This window comes from Pseudomonas sp. GL_093 (assembly GCF_057837605.1).
In genome coordinates, this window is the sequence record NZ_CM174448.1 from 1,252,734 (window position 1) to 1,273,743 (window position 21,010).

A 21,010-nucleotide genomic window follows, 5' to 3' on the forward strand; every position below is an offset into this window, starting at 1 on the left:
AAAATCTGACACTCTCCATGCGTCCTATCCGCTCGCCATCATGAGGAGTGGCACCCACAATCTAAACCTTGGCACTCACCTCACTGCGATTCACCAACGCATCCAGCGCATCATTCAAACTCGATGCCTTGTCGCCAACCAACAGATGCCAAACCCCACCGTCCAGCTGACTCACACCCTGGCAACCCAGCGCCTTCAATTCACATTCCGACAACGCCTTGCCATCCGCCAGTTGCAGCCGGATCCGGGTCATGGCGATGCAATCCATTTGCAACACATTCTCGCCGCCACCCAAAGCATTCAGCCATTGCTGTGCTTCTGAATTCGCCACCGCCGCAGGTTTCGGCGCATCGATAACTGCAGGAGGGGAAGAAACAAGTGCGCGCCCCAACGCAGGCATCGCCAAGCGAATCTCATCGGCAATGCTGTCGGCCATCGGCCCGACCACTACCTGCAAACTCCCACCCTTGCCCGGACGCACAACCGCCATCGCACCCAGTGCTTTCAACTCCGCATCGTTTGCCTTGTTGCGATCCACCATGTCCAGCCGCAACCGAGTGGTGCACGCACCCACGGTGATCAAATTCTGCGCACCACCCAGCGCCTTGATATAAGCCCCGGCCCGTTCATTCTCGGCGATGACTGCTTTGTCGCCATTCAGAACATCTTCACGCCCCGGCGTCTTCAAGTTGAACCGACGAATGCAGAAATCAAACACCACGTAGTAGATCACCGCATACGCCAGGCCGACCGGGACCATCAACCAGCCGTTGGTGGATTTTCCCCAGCCGAGAATCATGTCGATCAAACCACCGGAAAACGTAAAGCCGAGATGGATATTCAGCAAGTTGGTGATTGCCATCGACAGCCCAGTCAGCAACGCATGCACTAGATAAAGCAGCGGCGCGAGGAACATGAAGGCGAATTCGATCGGCTCAGTTACACCTGTCAAAAATGAAGTCAGCGCCATCGACAGGAAGATCCCGCCCATGACCTTGCGGCGTTCCGGCAGCGCATTGCGGTACATCGCCAGGCACGCGGCGGGGAGGCCGAAGATCATCATCGGGAACATGCCGGTCATGAACTGGCCGCCCTTCGGGTCACCCGCGAAGTAGCGCGACAGGTCGCCGGTGACGATGGCTCCGGTGGTCGGATCAGTGAAGTTGCCGAAGACGAACCACGCCATGTTGTTGAGGATGTGGTGCAGCCCGGTGACGATCAGCAGGCGGTTGAATACGCCAAAGACGAACGCGCCAAAGCTGCCGCTCTCCATCATCAACGTGCCAAAACTGTTGATGCCGTGTTGGATGGGCGGCCAGATCAAGCCAAAAATGACGCCCAGGCCGACGGCGGCGAACCCGGTGACAATCGGCACGAAGCGCCGGCCGCCAAAGAACGCGAGGTACTCCGGCAGTTTGATGTCCTTGAAACGGTTGTACAGCGCGCCGGCCATCAGGCCGCTGACGATCCCGGCGAGCATGCCCATGTTGATGCTCGCGTCGAGCACCTTGAGGGTGGAGATCATCACCAGGTAGCCAATCACCCCGGCGAGGCCTGCGGTGCCGTTGTTGTCCTTGGCGAAACCGACCGCGATGCCGATGGCGAAGATCATCGCCAGGTTGGCGAAGATGACTTGGCCGGCGTCGTGGATGATTGCGATGTTCAGCAGGTCGGTGTCGCCCAGGCGCAGCAACAGGCCGGCGATCGGCAGGATCGCGATCGGCAGCATCAGCGCGCGGCCAAGGCGTTGCAGGCCTTCGATGAAGTAGTGGTACATGGCGGATCTCCCTGGATTTTTTGTTGTTTTCAGCTCAGAGGCCATTGTTGGTGACAGGCGTGACGCACTGCGCTGGCGCTGCTCAACTTGAGCAGGTCCTGGCTGAGGCGTCGGCATTCGGTGGCGTTGAGGTGGCGGACGCGGTCCTTGATTTCACCGATCTGCACCGGGCTGACCGACAACTCGCTGACGCCCAGGCCAATCAAAACCGGCGTGGCCAGCGGATCGGAGGCGAGCGCGCCGCAGACACCGACCCAACGGTTATGCACCGCAGCACCGGCGCAGGTCTGGGCGATCAGCCGCAGCAGTGCCGGGTGCATGGCGTCGACCCGCGAGGCGAGGCCAGCGTGGTCGCGGTCCATGGCCAGGGTGTATTGCGACAAGTCATTGGTGCCGATGGACAGGAAGTCCGCGTGTTCGGCCAGCTGCTCGGCCAGCAGGGCGGCGGCGGGGACTTCGATCATCACGCCCAGCTCCGGGCGCTCAAGTACACCGAGTTCAGTGCACAACGCGTCGAGACGCTGGCGGATGTGCAGCAACTCATCGACTTCGGTGACCATCGGCAACAGGATCCGGCAGCGCGCCAGTGGGCTGACATGCAGCAAGGCGCGCAGTTGCTGATCGAGCAATTCCGGGCGGACCTGAGCCAGGCGAATACCGCGCAGGCCAAGCACGGGATTGGCCTCAACCGGCAGCGGCAGGTAGTCGAGTTGTTTGTCGCCGCCGACGTCGATGGTGCGGATGATCACCGACTTGTCGCCCATGGCGTCGAGCACGGCTTGATAGGCGGCGCGCTGTTCCTCTTCGTCCGGCGCGGTGTTGCGGTCGACGAAGAGAAACTCGGTACGCAGCAAGCCGACGCCGTCTGCACCATTGGCCAACGCCTCGGCCGCTTCGGCGCTGGAAGCCACATTGGCGGCGACTTCAATCTGCAAACCGTCGAGCGTCATCGCCGGGGTGTGAGCTTGAGCCTGTTGCTCGGCGCGGCGCTGTTGATGATCAAGTTGGGCCTGATGCACTTCGGCCAAACGTTCGGCATTTGGCATCAGTTCTAAGCGACCGCCATCGGCATCCAGCACAACCGCTTGGCCTTGCTGCTGATCCAGCAACGTAGAACCCAGTGCAACCATGCACGGCAAGCCTTTGCCACGCGCGAGAATCGCCACGTGGGAGGTCGCGCCGCCCTCGGCCATGCACAACCCGGCAACACCTTGCTGACTGAGTTGCAGCAGGTCGGAAGGTGTCAGTTCATGTGCGGCGACGATGGCGCCGGCAGGCACGTCGTAGTGCCAGGTTTCGCCGAGCAGGGCGCGCAGCACGCGTTGTTTGAGGTCGCGCAAATCGTTGGCGCGTTCGGCCAACAACGGGCTGCCGAGTTGCTGGAGCACCTCGCACTGCACGTCGATCGATTGGCTCCAGGCGTGGGTTGCGGCCATGCCTTGGTCGATGGAAGTGTTCGCTGCATTCAGCAGCGCCGGGTCTTCGAGCAGGGCGAGGTGCGCGGCGAAGATCGCTTCTTCGTCGGTGTTTTTATGTTTTCTGGCTTGGGCCAGCGTGTGATCGATTTCGCTGCGCACAACGGTCAGCGCGGTATCGAGAGCGTGCAGCTGTTGCTCGGGATCATGGTTGCCGGCGTCCACCGGCAGGCTGATTGCGTTCAAGCGGAACAACGGCCCGCCAACCAAACCGGGCGCTGCACAAACACCGTGCAGCACGCCCACTTCGGTAGCCCGGGTGCGTCGGGCAAGCGGTGTCGGCGCGGCGGCGTGGCTGTCTTCGGCCAGCGCTGTGGATAACGCGATCAGCAACGCTTGCAACGCGGCTTCGGCGTCCGGGCCCTGGCAGCTGACCTGAACCTCGTCCTGTTCGCCAACGGCCAAACCCATCAGCCCGATCAAGCTGTCGCAGGTCGCCGATTTGCCAGCGAAATGCAGCTGCGATTTGCTCTTGAAACCTTGCGCTGTCTGACGAATCAGCGCTGCCGGACGGGCATGCAGCCCGCCACGATGGGCGATGCGAATGTGGCCGACAATTTCTTCCCCGGACAGCTCCGCTTCAGCCTGCGCTCCAGGTGCGTGCCGACGAATGATGTGCAGCAATGGCTCGCCAACTTTTACCGACTTCAGCGTGATCGGCCGCGCCTGAAAGTCCTGGCTGTTGGTCAGGATCATCAGGCTGACCAGGCTTTTGCACTGCTGCGCGACCTTGTCCAGGTCATAGCGCAACAGCGGTTGGCCATTGCTGACCCGCGCGCCTTCCTTGACCAGCATCGAGAAGCCTTCACCCTGCAACTCGACCGTGTCGAGGCCCAGGTGCAGCAGCAATTCGGCGCCATTGTCGGCACGCAAGGTGACGGCGTGGCCGGTGCGCGCGACGTGCACCACGATGCCGGCGCACGGGGCGTGGAGGGTGTCGTTCAGCGGGTCGATGGCGATCCCGTCGCCCATGGCGCCGCTGGCGAACACCGGGTCCGGGACTTTGGCGAGCGTGAGCACCGGGCCGCTGAGCGGGGCGCTGAGGGTCAGCTCTTTATTATTGTTGTGCATGGCTCGGTCTCATCAGTAAAAACTACGGTTCGGATCAACTCGCCCTGTACGGATTAACGTGTCCCTTGTAGGAGCTGACGAGTGAAACGAGGCTGCGATCTTTTGATCTTGCTCTTTAGAAACAACGTCAAGAGATCGCAGCCTCGTTTCACTCGTCAGCTCCTACGGGGTTATTCGTCCGCCAGCAAATAGGGATGGATACCAATCGGTTCAGTGCGTGCGGGTCACTTTGCTCAAGTGCCGCGGCTGGTCCGGGTCCATGCCTCGGGCGACAGCCAAACCGGCGGCCATGACGTAGAAACTCTGGATTGCCAGAATCGGGTCGAGGGCCGGGTGCTCGGCGCGGGTCAGGGTGAGGTCGCGTTCGGCGATGTCATCCGGTGCGGCCAGTAATACGCGGGCACCGCGCAGGCGCATGTCGGCGGCGAGGCTCAGCAAACCGGCCTGCTCGGCACCGCGCGGGGCGAAGATCAGCAGTGGATAATTTTCATCGATCAACGCCATCGGGCCGTGACGGACCTCGGCGCTGCTGAAGGCTTCGGCCTGGATCGCCGAGGTTTCCTTGAATTTCAACGCAGCTTCCTGGGCGATGGCGAAACCGGCGCCACGGCCGATCACCATCAGGCGCTGGCAATCGCGCAAGGCATCGATGGCCAGGCTCCAATCCTGTTTCGCCGCCTCGCGCAAACCTTCCGGCAGCGCGAGGCCGGCCTCCAGCAATTGCGCATCCTCTTTCCAGTGGGCGATCAGACGGGCGCTGGCGCTGAGGGTAGCGATAAAACTCTTGGTCGCCGCGACGCTGCTTTCGGTGCCGGCACACAGCGGCAGGCTGAACTCACACGCGGCCTCCAGCGGCGAACTCTCGGCGTTGACCATCGAGATGCTCAGGGCGCCACGTTTGCGCAGCAGACGCATGCTGTTCACCAGATCGGGACTTTGCCCGGACTGCGAGAAGGCGAACGCCACTTGGCCGCTGACCTTCAACGGCGCTTGCAACATGGTCACCACCGACATCGGCAACGACGCCACCGGGAAGCCCAACTGCTGCATGGTCAGGTAGGCGAAGTAACTGGCGGCATGATCGGAGCTGCCGCGAGCGACGGTCATCGCCACTTGCGGCGGCTGACGGCGCAGGCGCCCGGCGATCTCGATCATCTGCGGGTCGAGTTGCTGCAATTGGGCTTGCACGGCCTCGAACGAGGACAGCGCCTCTTCAAGCATTTTTGAAGTCAATGTCTTCTCCTTCGACCATGACGGCGGTCAGTGTGAGTGAGCGATCGAGCCGCACGCAGTCGGCCCAGCTGCCGGGTTGCAGGCGCCCGCGTTCGTTGAGGCCGAGGTAGTCGGCGGGGAATTGCGAAAGACGTTGCGAGGCTTCGGCGATTGGCAAACCGATCTTCACCAGATTGCGCAGGGCCTGATCCATGGTCAGCGTGCTGCCGGCCAGCGTGCCGTCGGGCAAGCGCACGCCGCCCAGGCATTTGGTCACCGTGTGGCTGCCGAGCTTGTATTCACCGTCGGGCATGCCAGCGGCGGCGGTGGAGTCGGTGACGCAATACAGGCACGGGATTGAACGCAGGGCCACACGGATGGCGCCGGGGTGCACGTGCAGCAAATCCGGAATCAGTTCGGCGTATTTGGCGTGAGCCAGTGCTGCGCCGACGATGCCTGGCTCGCGGTGATGCAGCGGGCTCATGGCGTTGTAGAGGTGAGTGAAGCTGCTGGCGCCGGCTTCAAGCGCGGCCACGCCTTCCTCATAACTGCCGAGGGTATGGCCGATTTGCATGCGCACGCCACGAGCGCTGAGGGCGCGAATCAAGGCGTCGTGGCCGGCGATTTCCGGGGCGATGGTGATCACCCGGATCGGCGCCAGTGCCAGGTATTCTTCGACTTCGGCCATCAATGCGGTGTGGGCGAAATTCGGTTGGGCACCGAGTTTTCCGGGGTTGATGTATGGGCCTTCCAGGTGCACGCCGAGGACTCGGGCGCTGCCTTTCGGGCGCTGCTCGCAGAACTCGCCGACGTCCTTGAGTACTCGCGAAATCTCTTCGTTCGGCGCGGTCATGGTGGTCGCCAGCAGCGACGTGGTGCCGAAACGCACGTGGGTTTTGGTGATGGTCTCGAAGGCTGGCGCGCCTTCCATGATGTCTTTGCCGCCGCCGCCATGAACGTGCAGGTCGATGAAACCTGGCAGCAGGTAAGGCAGGTCGTTGTCGGCCGGGTCGCACGGTTGGCCTTCGATCGACACGACCTTGCCGTGTTCGTGAATCAGCCGGCCGCGAACCCAGCCGCGGGCGGTGAGGATGTTGTCTTCGGACATGATCGGTTCTCGGTTCTTTGGCGGTGAAGCGGGTTATCGACGAAGCTCTGCGACAAAGTCGTAGTAGTCGTTGCGACAGTAGGTGTCGGTGACTTCGATCGGCGTGTTGTCTTCCAGGTAGCCGACCCGGGTCATCAGCAGCATGGCGGTGCCGGGGGCGATGCCCACCAGGGCGGCGAATTCGTCTGAGGCGTTGATCGCTTGAATGTGCTGCAGGGCGCGGACGATCGGCTTGCCGATGCCGTCGAGGTATTCGTACAGGGAGTCGCCCACGGCTTGTGGCTTGGGAATGATCGAGGCGGGCAGGGTGCTCATCTCGATCGCCATTACCGTATCGTCGGCTTTACGCAGGCGTTTGAGCCGCGCGACCTTGTCGTTCGGCGAGAGGCCCAGGCGGATCAGTTCTTCGTGGGTCGGCGGAGTGATTTCACGCTCCAGCCATTGCGAGCCGGGGACGAAGCCTTTCAGGCGCAGCATTTCGCTGAAACCCGAGAGGCGCGACAGCGGTTGTTCCAGGCGTGGGGTGATGAAGGTGCCGGAACCCTGGTTGCGGCGGATCAGGCCTTGCTCGAACAGAACTTCCAGCGCTTTGCGTGCAGTGACCCGGGAGATGCCCAGCATTTCGCTGAGGTTGCGCTCCGATGGCATGGCCTGTTCGGCTTTCCACTGGCCGGCATGGATCGCCGCTTCCAGATTGCGCGCCAGTTGCAGGTACAACGGCGTGGGCTGGGTGTCGTCAGGGCGTAGGGCCTGAAGGTCATTCATGTAGGTTTGGTCCGATGCGGATATTGGAGTGTTGTCGCCCGGTGATGAGGTGAAACCTAATACCACTTAAATACCATGTCAATGAGACCACTTTGCTATTGGCGCGGGAAAGCCTGCCCTGATTGATGGGTAAGAGGGTTGTTGGTTTGAAGTGGTATTAGAGGTTGGGTTTTTGAACGCAAAGATCGCAGCTTGCAGCAGCTCTTACCGATGGGAGTGGTATCTACCCGGTAGGCGCTGCCAAAGGCTGCGATCTTTTGAATTTATTTTTCGAGGAGCGACCAGCGGTAGCCAATTGATCGCATGGGGCGCGGAGCGTCCCGGGCTGCATTCCCACGCAGAGCGTGGGAACGATCATTGCGGGGGGTTACGGGCGGATTTCGATCATCGTGCCGTCCGGCACCAAACCCCAAACCTCGCGCATGTCCATGTTGCGCATGGCAATGCAGCCGTCGGTCCAGTCCAGCGTGTGGAACAGGTCTTCGGGGTTTTCTTCAGTGTCCGGGGTGCCGTGGATCATGATCATGCCACCGGGTTCGACGCCTTCACGACGGGAGCGCACGGAGTCACTGATGTTCGGGTAGGAGATGTGCATCGCCAGATTGAATTTATCGCTGACCTTGCGCCAATCCAGCCAATAGAAACCTTCAGGCGTGCGTTTGTCGCCTTCCATCAGCTTCGGCCCCTTGGGGCGTTTGCCCAAGGAGATGCGATAGGTCTTGAGCGGCTTGCCGTCATTGATCAATTGCAATTGGTGGGCGGACTTGAGCACCAGAACTTTTTCGATGACTTTGCCGTCCAGCGTTTCCGCAACGGAAGCCTGGGAGACAGCGACGAACGACAAGCAAAACAGGGCAAGCAACCAGCGCATGAAACGATATCCCTAAAAGGTGTCGCGACTATTTAATAGTTATAGGTGAGTTTAGAAGCTTTAAGTGATGGCAGGCTGGGCAAGCGGCGGGATCGACTCGGACCGCACGGGGTAGACCTCGGTCCGCCGGTCAGCGAAGAAGCATTCTAAGGTACGGCCCACCGTGCGGAAAGCCAGGTCGGACCAAGGGATGTCGGCTTCTTCGAAAAGCGCCACTTCAAGGCTCTCGGGACCGGCGCAAAAGTCCAGGTCCACCAGCTCGGCGCGGAAGAACACATGCACCTGGCTGATGTGCGGCACATCGATCAACGTATAGATGCTCAGGTTGCGCACCCGCGCGCAGGCTTCTTCGGCCGTCTCGCGAATGGCCGCCTGCTCGATGGTTTCACCGTTTTCCATGAAACCGGCGGGCAGGGTCCAATAACCGAGCCGAGGCTCGATGGCGCGTCGGCACAGCAAAACCTTGGAACCCCAGGTTGCCACGCAACCGGCGACGATATTGGGGTTCTGGTAGTGAATCGCCTGACAGCTGTCACAGACAAAACGCAAGCGCGAATCGCCCTCTGGAATGCGCTGGGTCACCGGGTTGCCGCACTGACTGCAAAATTTCATGCTTGGGTTCCTGAATGCTGCGCCTATCTTGGCGTGCGACGGTGTCTGTCGGCAAGTTGTCGTTTAGCGACATGCAGTGGTTATGGGCTTGGGCGGTCGGTTCGATTGGTGCATGATGCGAGGTAGCGAACAAATCGAGAAGTCTCATGCTGGACGAGCTACTGCATCGAGTAAGCAACCACACCCCTCGAACACTGGAAACCGACAAACGTTTCCCTGAAGCCGCGGTACTGGTGCCCATCACTCGCAGTGACGAACCGGAACTGGTTCTGACCCTGCGCGCCAGCGGGCTCTCGACCCATGGCGGCGAAGTCGCCTTTCCCGGCGGGCGGCGCGACCCCGAAGACCCTGACCTGATTTTCACCGCCCTGCGCGAAGCCGAAGAAGAAATCGGCCTGCCGCCCGGGCTGGTCGAAGTGATCGGCCCGCTGAGCCCGTTGATCTCCCTGCACGGCATCAAGGTCACACCCTATGTCGGCGTGATTCCGGACTTTGTCGAGTACCGGGCCAACGATGCCGAGATCGCCGCAGTCTTCAGCGTACCGCTGGAGTTCTTCCGCAAGGATCCGCGCGAACACACCCATCGCATCGATTACCAGGGCCGAAGTTGGTACGTGCCGAGCTATCGTTATGGCGAGTACAAAATCTGGGGCCTGACGGCGATTATGATCGTCGAGTTGATCAACCTGCTCTATGACGCCAAAATCAGCCTGCACCAGCCACCCAAGACGTTTATCAACACCTGAAGCCATCGCCCGTATGGCGCGAACCCCGCTTTTTGCAAGTGAGCCAGCCTGGCCTTGAGGACAATAAGATGAAATATCGCCTGGGCGACGCCCGCGTCGAAACCCATCCGCAGAGCTGGGTCGCACCCAATGCCGTGCTGGTGGGCAAGGTCAAACTGGAGGAGGGCGCCAACGTCTGGTTCAACGCTGTGTTGCGTGGCGACAACGAACTGATCCTGATCGGCAAGAACAGCAACGTCCAGGACGGCACGGTGATGCACACCGACATGGGTTACCCGCTGACCATCGGCACCGGCGTGACCATCGGCCATAACGCCATGCTTCATGGCTGCACGGTGGGCGATTACAGCTTGATCGGGATTAATGCGGTGATCCTCAACGGCGCGAAAATCGGCAAGAACTGCATCATCGGCGCCAACTCACTGATCGGTGAGGGCAAGGAGATTCCAGACGGTTCGCTGGTCATGGGCTCCCCCGGCAAAGTGGTGCGCGAGCTGACCGAGCCGCAGAAAAAAATGCTGGAGGCCAGCGCTGCTCACTATGTGCATAACTCGCAACGTTATGCCCGCGATCTGGTTGAGCAGGAAGAATGAGTGCCACTGAACGGCCGGTACTATCGCCCTGCGTGAACATTTGCGCGTTGGACGAGGACGATATTTGCACTGGGTGTCAGCGCACGGTGGAGGAGATCACGCGCTGGAGCCGGATGGACAACGAAGAGCGCCGCAAGGTGTTGGGGTTGTGTCATGAGCGGGCCAAGTCGAGTGGCATTCTCTGGATGATCGAGCAGAAGCCAGGCATTTGAGTTGTGCCTTGAAAGTGCTGCGCACTTTATCGCGAGCAAGCTCGCTCCCACATATGATTGATGTTGCCCACATCATTTGTGATCGACACGGAACCAATGTGGGAGCGAGCTTGCTCGCGAAGAGGCCATCGCGCCCGCCGCTTCTCTTGGCCCTGGCACATCTCTAACGTACCCTGTGCGCCAAATTGACAGGTATCCCGCCGCCCCATGTTCTTCCTGATCGCTTACATCAGCAGCGTCGTGCTGATCAACTACGCCTTTTCCACCGCTCCGCACCTGGACATCCTCTGGTCAGCCTGGGGTGGTTTGGTGTTCGTTTTGCGCGACATGGTGCAAACCCGTTTCGGCCATGGCGCGATCGCGGCGATGCTGGCAGCGCTGGTGTTGTCCTACGTGACGTCCGATCCGTCCATCGCGCTGGCCAGCGCCACTGCGTTCGCGGTGTCCGAATGCATCGATTGGCTGGTGTTCAGCATCACCAAGCGTCCCTTGCACGACCGCCTGTGGATAAGTTCGGCCCTGAGCATTCCTCTCGATACCTTCATTTTCTTCGGCATGATCGATGCGTTCACCCCGGGCGTGATTCTCACTGCCATGGGCTCGAAGTTCGCGGGCGTGACCGCCGTGTGGCTGATCATGGCCTGGCGCTTGCGCAAGCAGGCCGTCGTCAGCTGAAGCCAAACCCGCAGGTTCATGTAAAATGCCGCGCTTTCTCCCCATGGGAAGCGCGCCAGGCGCTGCGACCCTCGATGATCCGCTTCTTGAGGACCTGAGATGACCCGTATCGGAACTCCATTGTCGCCAACCGCGACCCGCGTATTGCTGTGTGGCTGTGGCGAGTTGGGCAAGGAAGTGGTGATCGAGCTGCAACGCCTGGGCGTTGAAGTGATTGCCGTGGATCGCTACGCCAATGCGCCGGCCATGCAGGTTGCCCATCGCAGCCATGTGATCAACATGCTCGATGGCGCCGCCCTGCGTGCGGTGATCGAAGCCGAGAAGCCGCATTTCATCGTGCCGGAAATCGAAGCCATTGCCACCGCGACCCTCGTGGAACTGGAAGCCGAAGGCTTCACCGTGATCCCGACCGCTCGCGCCGCGCAGTTGACCATGAACCGCGAAGGCATCCGTCGCCTGGCCGCTGAAGAGCTGGACCTGCCGACCTCGCCGTACCACTTCGCCGACACCTTCGAGGATTACAGCAAGGCTGTCGAAGACCTCGGCTTCCCATGTGTGGTTAAACCGGTGATGAGCTCCTCGGGCAAAGGCCAGAGCTTGCTGCGGAGCGTCGATGACGTGCAGAAAGCCTGGGATTACGCCCAAGAAGGCGGCCGTGCCGGTAAAGGCCGCGTGATCATCGAAGGCTTTATCGACTTCGATTACGAAATCACCCTGTTGACCGTGCGTCACGTTGGCGGCACTACGTTCTGCGCGCCAGTCGGTCACCGTCAGGAGAAGGGCGACTATCAGGAATCCTGGCAGCCACAAGCCATGAGCCCGATTGCCCTGGCCGAATCCGAGCGCGTTGCCAAAGCCGTCACTGAAGCCTTGGGTGGCCGTGGTCTGTTTGGTGTTGAGCTGTTCATCAAAGGTGATCAAGTCTGGTTCAGCGAAGTCTCGCCGCGTCCACATGACACCGGTCTGGTGACGTTGATTTCCCAGGACCTGTCGCAGTTTGCGCTGCACGCACGGGCGATTCTGGGCCTGCCGATTCCACTGATCCGTCAGTTCGGCCCATCGGCTTCGGCGGTGATTCTGGTGGAAGGGCAGTCGACCCAGACGGCTTTCGCCAATCTCGGTGCTGCGTTGAGCGAGCCGGATACGGCATTGCGTCTGTTCGGCAAGCCTGAGGTCAATGGTCAACGTCGGATGGGTGTGGCGTTGGCGCGTGATGAGTCGATTGAAGCGGCTCGCGCCAAGGCTACCCGCGCTTCCCAGGCTGTTGTTGTAGAGCTGTAAACCGAGTCGCGGCTATCGCTAGCAGGCTAGCTCCCACAGGGTTTTTGGTTGGTCACAGATTTTGTGTACACCCAGTTTCCATGTGGGAGCCAGCCTGCTGGCGATGCTTCTGATTCAGGCAACCTGATTCAAATCGTTATGCCGCGTTTCCTTCAGGCACAGCACGGCAATCAAACTCAGCACCGCCGCCCCCGACACATACCCGCCGACATAACTCAAGCCACCCATCGCCACCAGCTTCTGTGCGAAGAACGGCGCCGCCGAGGCTCCGACAATGCCGCCCAGGTTGTAGGCCGCCGACGCACCGGTATAACGCACGTGAGTTGGAAACAGCTCCGGCAGCAGCGCGCCCATCGGCGCAAACGTCACGCCCATCAGAAACAGCTCGATGCACAGGAACAGCGCCACGCCCCAGGTCGAGCCTTGGGTCAGCAGCGGCTCCATCAGGAAACCGGACAGAATCGCCAGCACACCGCCGATGATCAGCACCGGTTTGCGCCCGTAACGATCACTGGCCCAGGCCGACAGTGGCGTAGCGGCGGCCATGAACAGCACGGCGAAGCACAGCAGCGCGAGGAAGGTTTCGCGTGTGTAGCCGAGCGTCGATACGCCATAACTCAGCGAAAACACCGTCGAGATATAGAACAGCGCGTAGCACACCACCATCGATCCGGCACCCAGCAGCATCGGCGCCCAATATTGGCTGAGCAGCTCGACCAGCGGGATCTTCACTCGCTCCTGGCGAGCCATTGCGTTGGCGAACACCGGCGTTTCGTGAAGCTTGAGGCGCACGTACAGACCGACCATCACCAGCGCGGCACTGAGCAGGAACGGAATCCGCCAGCCCCACGAGCGGAATTGTTCGTCGTTCAGGGTCATTGCCAGTGTCAGAAACAGGCCATTGGCCGCGAGGAAGCCGATCGAAGGACCGAGCTGCGGGAACATGCCGTACCAGGCGCGTTTGCCCTTCGGCGCATTCTCCGTCGCCAGCAACGCCGCACCGCCCCATTCGCCGCCGAGTCCCAGGCCTTGGCCGAAGCGCAGCACGCAGAGCAGGATCGGCGCCCAGGCCCCAATGCTGTCGTAGCCCGGGAGCACGCCGATCAGTGTGGTGCACACGCCCATCAGCAGCAGCGAGGCAACCAGTGTCGATTTGCGCCCGATGCGGTCACCGAAGTGGCCGAAAAGCGCCGATCCCAGCGGTCGAGCCAGGAAGGCGATGCCGAAGGTGAGGAACGCCGACAGCATCTGGGCCGTGCCGGAGGTCTGCGGAAAGAACACCGGACCGATCACCAGCGCAGCGGCAGTGGCATAGACGTAGAAGTCGTAGAACTCGATGGCGGTGCCGATGAAACTCGCGGTCGCCACGCGGGTGGCGGAGTTCGTCGGTTGCGCAGGCGCGGTGTCGTTATAAGTCGTGCTGGTCGTCATGCGGTTATCCCTGACAGTCATGTGCCCCAGTGGAGCGAATTATTATGGTCGAACACCCAGGGATGTGGGTTTGATGCGGGGTGCGGGTAGCACGGGGGTATGGCGGGGCTTGGGTAAGCGGATCGATTATAGGAAGGCGGCTAACGATCAAACAAGGGCATAGATATTGAAAAAGATCGCAGCCTCGCTTCGCTCGACAGCTCCTGCAATTTGGAATGCGTTCCCTTGTAGGAGCTGTCGAGCGAAGCGAGGCTGCGATCTTTTAACTGTCTAACGGATAGAAACAATCGCAGGCGTCGAACTGGTATGCCAGATTAAAACCCGAGTGACGCGATTGTCTTCAGTCTCCAGAATCTCCAGCCGATAACGCCCGATCTTCAGGCATACCGCACTGTCCGGAATCGTCTCCAGCGCCTCGGTCACCAACCCGTTGAGGGTTTTCGGACCGTCGCTGGGCAGGTGCCAGCCCAGGCTCTTGTTCAATTCGCGAATTGACGCCGCCCCTTCGATCACCAGGCGGCCATCGGCCTGTGGATGGATGTGCGGGTTTTTCAGGCTGTGCTGGCTTTCGAACTCACCGACGATTTCTTCGAGAATGTCTTCCAGGGTCACGACACCGAGCACTTCGCCGTATTCGTCGACCACCATGCCCAGGCGTCGCTGTTGTTTGTGGAAGTTCAACAGCTGCAGTTGCAATGGGGTGCTTTCCGGCACGAAGTAGGGGTCGTGACAGGCTGCCAGCAGTGCCTCTCGGGTCAGAGTGGCGTCGGACAGCAGATGGCGGATCTGCCGGGTATTGAGCACCGCCTCGACCTGATTGATGTCGCTGTGGAAAACCGGCAAGCGCGTGCGTTTATTGGCGCGAAGCTGCTCGATGATTTCCTCGAGGGAGTCGTCCAGGTTGACCCCGTCGATGTCACTGCGTGGCACCAGAATGTCGTTGACCGTGATGTTGTCCAGCGCATGGATGCCTGACAGCGGGTGTGGGCGGCAGACGGCGTGTTCGTGATCGTCGTGCCGTTCGTTCGGGGCCTCGTCTTCGCTCTGCTGCACCACTTTGACTTTGCGGGCGAACGGTCGCATCAGCAGCTGGCTTATGCCATTGAGCAACCAGGCGGCGGGATAGATGATTTTCAGTGGCGCGCCAAGCAAGGTGTTGCCCAGGGCCAGAACGGCGTCCGGATAACGGACGGCGAGGGTGCGCGGCAGGTAGTCGGCGAACACCAGAAGCACGGCGCCGGCCCCCAGGCAGGCCACCCATGGACCGTTTTCCGCCCAGGTGAAAATCGCCAGCAAGGTGCTGATGACCACGACCAGTGCGCGGCACAGGGTGTTGCAGAGGATCAGGCTATTGAGCGAAAAGCTCAGCTTTGCCACCGGCTTGTCGCTCGAGCGCGAAGCGGTCCGCTGGGCAAGCAAGTACTGTTGCGCAGCTTCGATGGCGGTAAACAGCCCCGACCATAAAATCAGCAGGGCCACTACCGCGAGCATCGGCCCTATGGGCAAGTCGTCCATTAATGCCGCCCGTCAGATATGCAGGATGTATTCACGAACCAGCTTACTGCCGAAATACGCCAGCATCAGCAGGCAGAAACCGGCGAGGGTCCAGCGAATGGCCTTGTGTCCGCGCCAGCCGAGGCGATTACGGCCCCATAGCAGCACGCTGAAGACGATCCAGGCGAGGCATGCCAGCAAGGTTTTGTGCACCAGGTGCTGGGCGAAAAGGTTGTCGACGAACAGCCAGCCGGAGATCAGCGACAGCGACAGCAGGGTCCAGCCGGCCCAGAGAAAACCGAACAGCAGGCTTTCCATGGTTTGCAGCGGTGGGAAGTTCTTGATCAGGCCCGACGGGTGCTTGTGCTTGAGCTGATGGTCTTGAACCAGCAGCAACAATGCCTGGAAGACCGCGATGGTGAACATGCCGTAGGCGAGGATCGACAACAGGATGTGGGCGAGGATGCCCGGTTCTTCGTCGATGATCTGCACGGTGCCGGCGGGGGCGAACTGTGCGAGTAGCACGGTGGCGGCGCCGAGCGGGAACAGCAATATAAGCAGGTTTTCCACCGGGATTCGCGAGCAGGCCAACAGCGTCAGGGCAATCACCGCGGCGGCAATCAGGCTGGCGGCGCTGAAAAAATCCAGGCCCAGGCCAATCGGTGTCAGCAGGTGGGTGAACAGACTGGCGCTATGAGCCAGCACGGCGAGCACGCCGAGCGTGACCAGCAGGCGTTTGTTCGCCTTGGCAGCGGTGGCCAGACGAGTGCCCTGATAGAGGGTCGCAGCGGCATATAAGCAGGCGGCGGCGAGGGTAGCTAGCAAACTGGGTGACAAGGGGAGCATAAATCCTGTTAGGCAAGCCCGAAAGGCGCTGAGTTTGGCATAGAACCCCCGCAGCACGAAAGACCATGCAAGCTGACGACGAGGTGTCCGCCAGACGCAGTCTTCGCTATAATCCGCGACCTGCCCACGCCGCAGGCTCGCCGAGCACATGTTTATTCCGGTCTGGGCCGCCATTATCCCGGTCTACACAGGGCCTGAAAGGATCGCGCAATGTTTGAAAACTTAACCGACCGTCTCTCGCAGACGCTGCGCCATGTCACCGGCAAGGCCAAGCTGACCGAAGACAACATCAAAGACACCCTGCGCGAAGTGCGCATGGCGTTGCTCGAAGCTGACGTCGCCTTGCCGGTCGTCAAGGACTTCGTCAATTCGGTCAAGGAACGCGCCGTCGGCACCGAGGTGTCGCGCAGCCTGACGCCGGGCCAGGCCTTCGTGAAGATCGTCCAGGCCGAACTCGAAAGCCTGATGGGCGCGGCCAACGAAGACTTGAACCTGAGCGCCGTTCCTCCGGCCGTCGTGCTGATGGCCGGTTTGCAGGGCGCGGGTAAAACCACCACCGCCGGCAAACTCGCGCGCTTCCTTAAGGAGCGCAAGAAGAAGTCGGTCATGGTCGTGTCTGCGGACGTTTACCGTCCGGCAGCGATCAAGCAGCTGGAAATGCTCGCGGGTGAAGTCGGCGTTACCTTCTTCCCGTCCGACCTGAGCCAGAAGCCGGTCGACATCGCGCAAGCGGCTATTAAAGAAGCAAAACTGAAATTCATCGACGTGGTCATCGTCGATACCGCCGGTCGCCTGCACATCGATGAAGAGATGATGGGCGAGATCAAGGCGCTGCATGCCGCGATCAACCCGGTCGAAACCCTGTTCGTGGTCGACGCCATGACCGGTCAGGACGCCGCCAACACGGCCAAGGCCTTCGGCGATGCGCTGCCGCTGACCGGTGTGATCTTGACCAAGGTCGACGGCGATGCCCGTGGCGGTGCCGCGCTGTCGGTGCGCGCCATCACCGGCAAGCCGATCAAGTTCATCGGTATGGGCGAGAAGAGCGACGCGCTCGAGCCGTTCCACCCAGAGCGTATTGCTTCGCGCATCCTCGGTATGGGCGACGTACTCAGCCTGATCGAGCAGGCCGAGCAGACCCTCGACAAGGACAAGGCCGACAAACTGGCCAAGAAGCTGAAGAAGGGCAAGGGCTTCGACCTCGAAGACTTCCGCGATCAGTTGCAACAGATGAAAAACATGGGCGGCCTCGGCGGCCTCATGGACAAACTGCCAAACATGCCCGGTATGAACCTGGCGCAGATGGGCAACGCCCAGGGCGCGGCAGAGAAACAATTCAAGCAGATGGAAGCCATCATCAATTCCATGACCCCGGCCGAGCGCCGCGACCCTGAGATGATCAGCGGTTCGCGCAAACGCCGGATCGCCATGGGTTCCGGCACTCAGGTGCAGGATATCGGTCGCTTGATCAAGCAGCACAAGCAGATGCAGAAGATGATGAAGAAGTTCTCCGCAAAAGGCGGAATGGCCAAAATGATGCGCGGCATGGGCGGTATGTTGCCCGGCGGCGGCATGCCGAGAATGTAAAGAATCCGCGTCGGCAGCGATGTCGACGCAGCCCCACATGGACGTGGGATCTCCAGCAAACCCGCACTTGGCGGGAGCTGACTGGCCGTTTTCAACGACGGCTCTATAGCAAATCTTGATGGCGGCCGATAGGCAGCCGGAAAAAGACATTTGCAAAAGTCCGGATATTCCTTAGAATATGCGGCCTTTCGGGCACCTATGCCCGCTGTGCCTTTAGATTTGCAGCACCGACTACAGGAACGATGTTCACATGCTAACAATCCGTCTTGCCCTTGGCGGCTCCAAAAAGCGCCCGTTTTACCACTTGACCGTAACCGACAGCCGCAACCCGCGCGACGGTTCGCACAAGGAACAGGTTGGTTTCTTCAACCCTGTTGCTCGTGGTCAAGAAGTCCGTCTGTCCGTGAACCAAGAGCGCGTAGCCTACTGGCTGAGCGTTGGTGCACAACCTTCTGAGCGTGTTGCTCAGTTGTTGAAGGACGCGGCTAAGGCTGCGGCCTGAGCAATATGAACGCGACGCCAGCTGTTGCTGATGATTTGATCGTTATCGGCAAAATTTATTCGGTTCATGGCGTTCGCGGCGAAGTGAAGGTGTATTCCTTTACTGATCCGACTGAAAACCTGTTGCAGTACAAAACCTGGACGCTCAAGCGCGAAGGTAGTGTGAAACAGGTTGAGCTGGTCAGCGGACGTGGGAACGACAAGTTCCTGGTCGCAAAGCTCAAGGGTCTTGATGATCGTGAAGAAGCGCGTCTTCTGGCCGGTTATGAGATCTGCGTGCCGCGCAACCTGTTCCCTGAATTGACCGACGGCGAGTACTACTGGTACCAGCTGGAAGGTCTGAAGGTCATTGATCAACTCGGGCAATTGCTCGGGAAAATCGATCATCTTCTGGAAACCGGCGCCAATGATGTAATGGTGGTCAAGCCTTGCGCTGGCAGCCTGGATGATCGCGAACGCCTGTTGCCCTATACGGAGCAATGCGTGTTGGCCGTCGACCTTGCCGCAGGCGAGATGAAGGTGGAATGGGATGCGGACTTCTAAGCGTGGCTAACTTGCGCGTAGAAGTGATCAGTTTGTTTCCCGAGATGTTCTCCGCCATCAGCGAGTACGGCATCACCAGTCGTGCGGTGAAACAGGGGCTCTTGCAGCTCACCTGTTGGAATCCGCGAGACTACACGACGGATCGACATCACACTGTGGACGATCGCCCATTTGGCGGTGGTCCGGGCATGGTGATGAAGATCAAGCCCCTGGAAGATGCGTTGGTTCAGGCCAAGGCAGCAGCCGGGGAGGCGGCGAAGGTAATTTACCTGTCCCCCCAAGGCCGTCAACTGACTCAGTCGGCGGTACGCGAGTTGGCGAATCTGGATGCATTGATCCTGATTGCCGGCCGCTATGAAGGCATTGACGAGCGTTTTATAGAGGCTCATGTCGATGAAGAGTGGTCGATTGGCGACTATGTACTGTCTGGCGGCGAGCTGCCGGCGATGGTCCTGATCGATGCGGTTACACGACTGCTGCCTGGAGCTTTAGGGCATGCGGACTCCGCCGAGGAAGATTCCTTTACGGATGGTTTGCTGGATTGCCCGCACTACACCCGACCGGAGGTGTATGCGGATCAGCGTGTTCCCGACGTGTTGCTAAGTGGCAATCACGCGCATATCCGGCGTTGGCGTTTACAGCAGTCCCTTGGTAGGACCTTTGAACGACGCGCCGATCTTCTGGAAAGCCGCTCGCTTTCTGGAGAAGAGAAGAAGCTGCTCGAGGAATACATCCGCGAGCGGGACGATAGTTAACAACGTATCGATGGTAGATCCGACGATTTACCTTAGGAGCACAGCATGACTAACAAAATCATCCTTGCACTCGAAGCAGAGCAGATGACCAAAGAGATCCCTACCTTTGCCCCGGGCGACACTATTGTCGTTCAGGTGAAAGTGAAGGAAGGCGACCGTTCGCGTCTGCAAGCGTTCGAAGGTGTTGTTATCGCCAAGCGTAACCGCGGCGTAAACAGTGCTTTCACCGTTCGTAAAATCTCCAACGGTGTTGGCGTAGAGCGTACTTTCCAGACCTACAGCCCGCAAATCGACAGCATGGCCGTTAAACGTCGCGGTGACGTACGTAAAGCCAAGCTGTACTACCTGCGTGACCTGTCCGGTAAAGCAGCTCGCATCAAGGAAAAACTGGCTTAAGTCCAGCTTCCGATGCAGAAAAAAGCAGCCTACGGGCTGCTTTTTTGTTGCCTGCGATTTATCTTCCCTGGCCGTACTGTCGGTCTTGCCTGAGCCTTTATGCCCGCCATCGATCATCCCCTGATAGACCAATTCCTCGACGCTCTGTGGCTGGAGAAAGGTCTTTCCGATAACACCCGCGATGCCTATCGCAGCGACCTGGCCCTGTTCAACGGCTGGCTGCAGGAAAAAGGGCTGGAGTTGATCAATGCCGGTCGCGAATTGATCCTCGATCACTTGGCCTGGCGTCTGGAGCAAAACTACAAACCCCGCTCGACGGCGCGATTTCTCTCTGGCGTGCGTGGCTTCTATCGCTATTTGCTGCGGGAAAAGCTGATTGCCGTCGATCCGACCTTGCGTGTCGACATGCCGCAGCTGGGTAGGCCATTGCCTAAGTCCTTGTCGGAAGCGGATGTGGAGGCCTTGTTAAAAGCGCCTGACCTGAGCGAAGCCATCGGTCAGCGCGACCGCGCCATGCTCGAAGTGCTTTATGCCTGCGGCTTGCGTGTGACGGAGCTGATCAGCCTGACGCTGGAGCAGGTCAATCTGCGCCAAGGCGTGCTGCGAGTGATGGGCAAGGGCAGCAAGGAGCGGCTGGTGCCGATGGGCGAGGAGGCGATTGTCTGGGTCGAGCGTTACCTGCGCGATGGCCGCCAGGAGCTGCTTGGCGGGCGTCCCAGCGATGTCATGTTCCCCAGCCAGCGCGGCGAGCAGATGACTCGGCAGACCTTCTGGCATCGCATCAAGCACCAGGCCAAGGTTGCCGGGATCGGCAAGTCGCTGTCGCCGCACACCTTGCGCCATGCCTTCGCCACGCACTTGCTCAACCATGGCGCGGACTTGCGGGTGGTGCAAATGCTGCTTGGCCACAGCGATCTGTCGACCACGCAGATCTACACCCACGTCGCCCGCGCCCGCTTGCAGGACCTGCACGCCAAACACCACCCGCGCGGATAACGCAGGGCTTTGTAGCAGCTGGCGAAGCCTGCGTTCGGCTGCGCAGCAGTCGTGAATCAGACA

The 21,010-nt window shown here is 60.2% G+C and carries 21 protein-coding genes; 11 read left to right on the forward strand and 10 right to left on the reverse strand.

Going from position 1 to position 21,010, the window contains the following annotated elements; all coding sequences use genetic code 11:
• Positions 1 to 61: 61 nt before the first annotated feature.
• From nagE to AC3IUE_RS05550, 7 genes are all read right to left on the reverse strand, one after another.
• Positions 62 to 1,777 (reverse strand): N-acetylglucosamine-specific PTS transporter subunit IIBC, encoded by a 1,716-nt coding sequence (nagE, locus tag AC3IUE_RS05520; protein WP_461997111.1) that lies wholly within the window; start codon positions 1,775 to 1,777, stop codon positions 62 to 64.
• A 29-nt stretch (positions 1,778 to 1,806) separates the two neighbouring features.
• Positions 1,807 to 4,323, reverse strand: coding sequence for a phosphoenolpyruvate--protein phosphotransferase (ptsP, locus tag AC3IUE_RS05525; RefSeq protein ID WP_489266045.1), 2,517 nt, complete (start codon positions 4,321 to 4,323; stop codon positions 1,807 to 1,809).
• A gap of 210 nt (positions 4,324 to 4,533) precedes the next feature.
• The gene (locus AC3IUE_RS05530; protein WP_489266046.1) at positions 4,534 to 5,556 is read right to left on the reverse strand and encodes an SIS domain-containing protein; all 1,023 of its coding nucleotides are present in this window, start codon (positions 5,554 to 5,556) and stop codon (positions 4,534 to 4,536) included.
• Entirely contained in the window at positions 5,537 to 6,643 is a 1,107-nt protein-coding gene (gene nagA / locus AC3IUE_RS05535; protein ID WP_489266048.1) for an N-acetylglucosamine-6-phosphate deacetylase, read from the reverse strand. Before nagA ends, AC3IUE_RS05530 begins: the two co-directional genes overlap by 20 nt.
• Before the next feature lie 33 nt (positions 6,644 to 6,676).
• Entirely contained in the window at positions 6,677 to 7,408 is a 732-nt protein-coding gene (locus AC3IUE_RS05540; protein WP_008151596.1) for a GntR family transcriptional regulator, read from the reverse strand.
• A gap of 367 nt (positions 7,409 to 7,775) precedes the next feature.
• The gene (locus AC3IUE_RS05545; protein ID WP_056743373.1) at positions 7,776 to 8,279 is read right to left on the reverse strand and encodes a L,D-transpeptidase family protein; all 504 of its coding nucleotides are present in this window, start codon (positions 8,277 to 8,279) and stop codon (positions 7,776 to 7,778) included.
• Between the two features lie 60 nt (positions 8,280 to 8,339).
• On the reverse strand, positions 8,340 to 8,891 hold the full coding sequence (locus tag AC3IUE_RS05550) for an NUDIX hydrolase (RefSeq protein WP_056743375.1): 552 nt from the start codon (positions 8,889 to 8,891) through the stop codon (positions 8,340 to 8,342).
• Between the two features lie 146 nt (positions 8,892 to 9,037).
• Between AC3IUE_RS05550 and AC3IUE_RS05555 the strand changes: the two genes are divergently transcribed.
• From AC3IUE_RS05555 to purT, 5 genes are all read left to right on the forward strand, one after another.
• Positions 9,038 to 9,637, forward strand: coding sequence for a CoA pyrophosphatase (locus AC3IUE_RS05555; RefSeq protein WP_056743377.1), 600 nt, complete (start codon positions 9,038 to 9,040; stop codon positions 9,635 to 9,637).
• Between the two features lie 68 nt (positions 9,638 to 9,705).
• On the forward strand, positions 9,706 to 10,230 hold the full coding sequence (locus AC3IUE_RS05560; protein WP_007954617.1) for a gamma carbonic anhydrase family protein: 525 nt from the start codon (positions 9,706 to 9,708) through the stop codon (positions 10,228 to 10,230).
• Positions 10,227 to 10,442: a DUF1289 domain-containing protein gene (locus AC3IUE_RS05565; protein WP_489266052.1), complete on the forward strand. Its 216-nt coding sequence runs from the start codon at positions 10,227 to 10,229 to the stop codon at positions 10,440 to 10,442. The genes AC3IUE_RS05560 and AC3IUE_RS05565 overlap by 4 nt, the downstream gene beginning before the upstream one ends.
• A gap of 207 nt (positions 10,443 to 10,649) precedes the next feature.
• Positions 10,650 to 11,117, forward strand: coding sequence for a preQ0 transporter (locus AC3IUE_RS05570; protein WP_489266054.1), 468 nt, complete (start codon positions 10,650 to 10,652; stop codon positions 11,115 to 11,117).
• A gap of 99 nt (positions 11,118 to 11,216) precedes the next feature.
• Positions 11,217 to 12,398: a formate-dependent phosphoribosylglycinamide formyltransferase gene (purT, locus tag AC3IUE_RS05575; RefSeq protein ID WP_489266056.1), complete on the forward strand. Its 1,182-nt coding sequence runs from the start codon at positions 11,217 to 11,219 to the stop codon at positions 12,396 to 12,398.
• A gap of 114 nt (positions 12,399 to 12,512) precedes the next feature.
• On the opposite strand, the gene AC3IUE_RS05580 is transcribed toward purT, so the two are convergent.
• The 3 genes from AC3IUE_RS05580 to AC3IUE_RS05590 all read right to left on the reverse strand — a co-directional run bounded on the left by AC3IUE_RS05580 (position 12,513) and on the right by AC3IUE_RS05590 (position 16,169).
• The gene (locus AC3IUE_RS05580; protein WP_489266058.1) at positions 12,513 to 13,829 is read right to left on the reverse strand and encodes an MFS transporter; all 1,317 of its coding nucleotides are present in this window, start codon (positions 13,827 to 13,829) and stop codon (positions 12,513 to 12,515) included.
• 270 nt (positions 13,830 to 14,099) lie between these two features.
• A complete protein-coding gene (locus AC3IUE_RS05585; protein WP_489266060.1) occupies positions 14,100 to 15,344 on the reverse strand; it encodes a transporter associated domain-containing protein in 1,245 nt (414 codons plus the stop codon).
• A 12-nt stretch (positions 15,345 to 15,356) separates the two neighbouring features.
• Entirely contained in the window at positions 15,357 to 16,169 is an 813-nt protein-coding gene (locus tag AC3IUE_RS05590; protein WP_046048193.1) for a cytochrome C assembly family protein, read from the reverse strand.
• 210 nt (positions 16,170 to 16,379) lie between these two features.
• Here AC3IUE_RS05590 and ffh point away from each other — a divergent pair, with 210 nt between their 5' ends.
• The 6 genes from ffh to xerD all read left to right on the forward strand — a co-directional run bounded on the left by ffh (position 16,380) and on the right by xerD (position 20,947).
• Positions 16,380 to 17,756, forward strand: coding sequence for a signal recognition particle protein (gene ffh, locus AC3IUE_RS05595; RefSeq protein WP_033056394.1), 1,377 nt, complete (start codon positions 16,380 to 16,382; stop codon positions 17,754 to 17,756).
• A gap of 250 nt (positions 17,757 to 18,006) precedes the next feature.
• A complete protein-coding gene (gene rpsP, locus AC3IUE_RS05600) occupies positions 18,007 to 18,258 on the forward strand; it encodes a 30S ribosomal protein S16 (protein WP_007944872.1) in 252 nt (83 codons plus the stop codon).
• Between the two features lie 5 nt (positions 18,259 to 18,263).
• Positions 18,264 to 18,800, forward strand: coding sequence for a ribosome maturation factor RimM (rimM, locus tag AC3IUE_RS05605; RefSeq protein ID WP_010565276.1), 537 nt, complete (start codon positions 18,264 to 18,266; stop codon positions 18,798 to 18,800).
• Complete coding sequence (gene trmD, locus AC3IUE_RS05610) at positions 18,782 to 19,555, forward strand: tRNA (guanosine(37)-N1)-methyltransferase TrmD (protein ID WP_154503229.1); 774 nt, start codon at positions 18,782 to 18,784, stop codon at positions 19,553 to 19,555. Before rimM ends, trmD begins: the two co-directional genes overlap by 19 nt.
• A 45-nt stretch (positions 19,556 to 19,600) precedes the next feature.
• On the forward strand, positions 19,601 to 19,951 hold the full coding sequence (gene rplS / locus AC3IUE_RS05615) for a 50S ribosomal protein L19 (protein WP_003175895.1): 351 nt from the start codon (positions 19,601 to 19,603) through the stop codon (positions 19,949 to 19,951).
• Between the two features lie 99 nt (positions 19,952 to 20,050).
• Entirely contained in the window at positions 20,051 to 20,947 is an 897-nt protein-coding gene (gene xerD, locus AC3IUE_RS05620; protein WP_008151625.1) for a site-specific tyrosine recombinase XerD, read from the forward strand.
• Positions 20,948 to 21,010 lie beyond the last annotated feature (63 nt).

Bases quoted from the DNA above. Each gene is read 5' to 3' on its own strand.
- rimM (WP_010565276.1), top strand. From the start codon at position 18,264: ATGAACGCGACGCCAGCTGTTGCTGATGATTTGATCGTTATCGGCAAA.
- AC3IUE_RS05550 (WP_056743375.1), bottom strand. From the start codon at position 8,891: ATGAAATTTTGCAGTCAGTGCGGCAACCCGGTGACCCAGCGCATTCCA.
- nagA (WP_489266048.1), bottom strand. From the start codon at position 6,643: ATGTCCGAAGACAACATCCTCACCGCCCGCGGCTGGGTTCGCGGCCGG.
- trmD (WP_154503229.1), top strand. From the start codon at position 18,782: ATGGGATGCGGACTTCTAAGCGTGGCTAACTTGCGCGTAGAAGTGATC.
- purT (WP_489266056.1), top strand. From the start codon at position 11,217: ATGACCCGTATCGGAACTCCATTGTCGCCAACCGCGACCCGCGTATTG.
- xerD (WP_008151625.1), top strand. From the start codon at position 20,051: ATGCCCGCCATCGATCATCCCCTGATAGACCAATTCCTCGACGCTCTG.
- AC3IUE_RS05580 (WP_489266058.1), bottom strand. From the start codon at position 13,829: ATGACGACCAGCACGACTTATAACGACACCGCGCCTGCGCAACCGACG.
- AC3IUE_RS05590 (WP_046048193.1), bottom strand. From the start codon at position 16,169: ATGCTCCCCTTGTCACCCAGTTTGCTAGCTACCCTCGCCGCCGCCTGC.
- AC3IUE_RS05565 (WP_489266052.1), top strand. From the start codon at position 10,227: ATGAGTGCCACTGAACGGCCGGTACTATCGCCCTGCGTGAACATTTGC.
- AC3IUE_RS05560 (WP_007954617.1), top strand. From the start codon at position 9,706: ATGAAATATCGCCTGGGCGACGCCCGCGTCGAAACCCATCCGCAGAGC.
- AC3IUE_RS05555 (WP_056743377.1), top strand. From the start codon at position 9,038: ATGCTGGACGAGCTACTGCATCGAGTAAGCAACCACACCCCTCGAACA.
- AC3IUE_RS05585 (WP_489266060.1), bottom strand. From the start codon at position 15,344: ATGGACGACTTGCCCATAGGGCCGATGCTCGCGGTAGTGGCCCTGCTG.
- AC3IUE_RS05540 (WP_008151596.1), bottom strand. From the start codon at position 7,408: ATGAATGACCTTCAGGCCCTACGCCCTGACGACACCCAGCCCACGCCG.
- ptsP (WP_489266045.1), bottom strand. From the start codon at position 4,323: ATGCACAACAATAATAAAGAGCTGACCCTCAGCGCCCCGCTCAGCGGC.
- ffh (WP_033056394.1), top strand. From the start codon at position 16,380: ATGTTTGAAAACTTAACCGACCGTCTCTCGCAGACGCTGCGCCATGTC.
- AC3IUE_RS05545 (WP_056743373.1), bottom strand. From the start codon at position 8,279: ATGCGCTGGTTGCTTGCCCTGTTTTGCTTGTCGTTCGTCGCTGTCTCC.
- nagE (WP_461997111.1), bottom strand. From the start codon at position 1,777: ATGTACCACTACTTCATCGAAGGCCTGCAACGCCTTGGCCGCGCGCTG.
- rplS (WP_003175895.1), top strand. From the start codon at position 19,601: ATGACTAACAAAATCATCCTTGCACTCGAAGCAGAGCAGATGACCAAA.
- rpsP (WP_007944872.1), top strand. From the start codon at position 18,007: ATGCTAACAATCCGTCTTGCCCTTGGCGGCTCCAAAAAGCGCCCGTTT.
- AC3IUE_RS05570 (WP_489266054.1), top strand. From the start codon at position 10,650: ATGTTCTTCCTGATCGCTTACATCAGCAGCGTCGTGCTGATCAACTAC.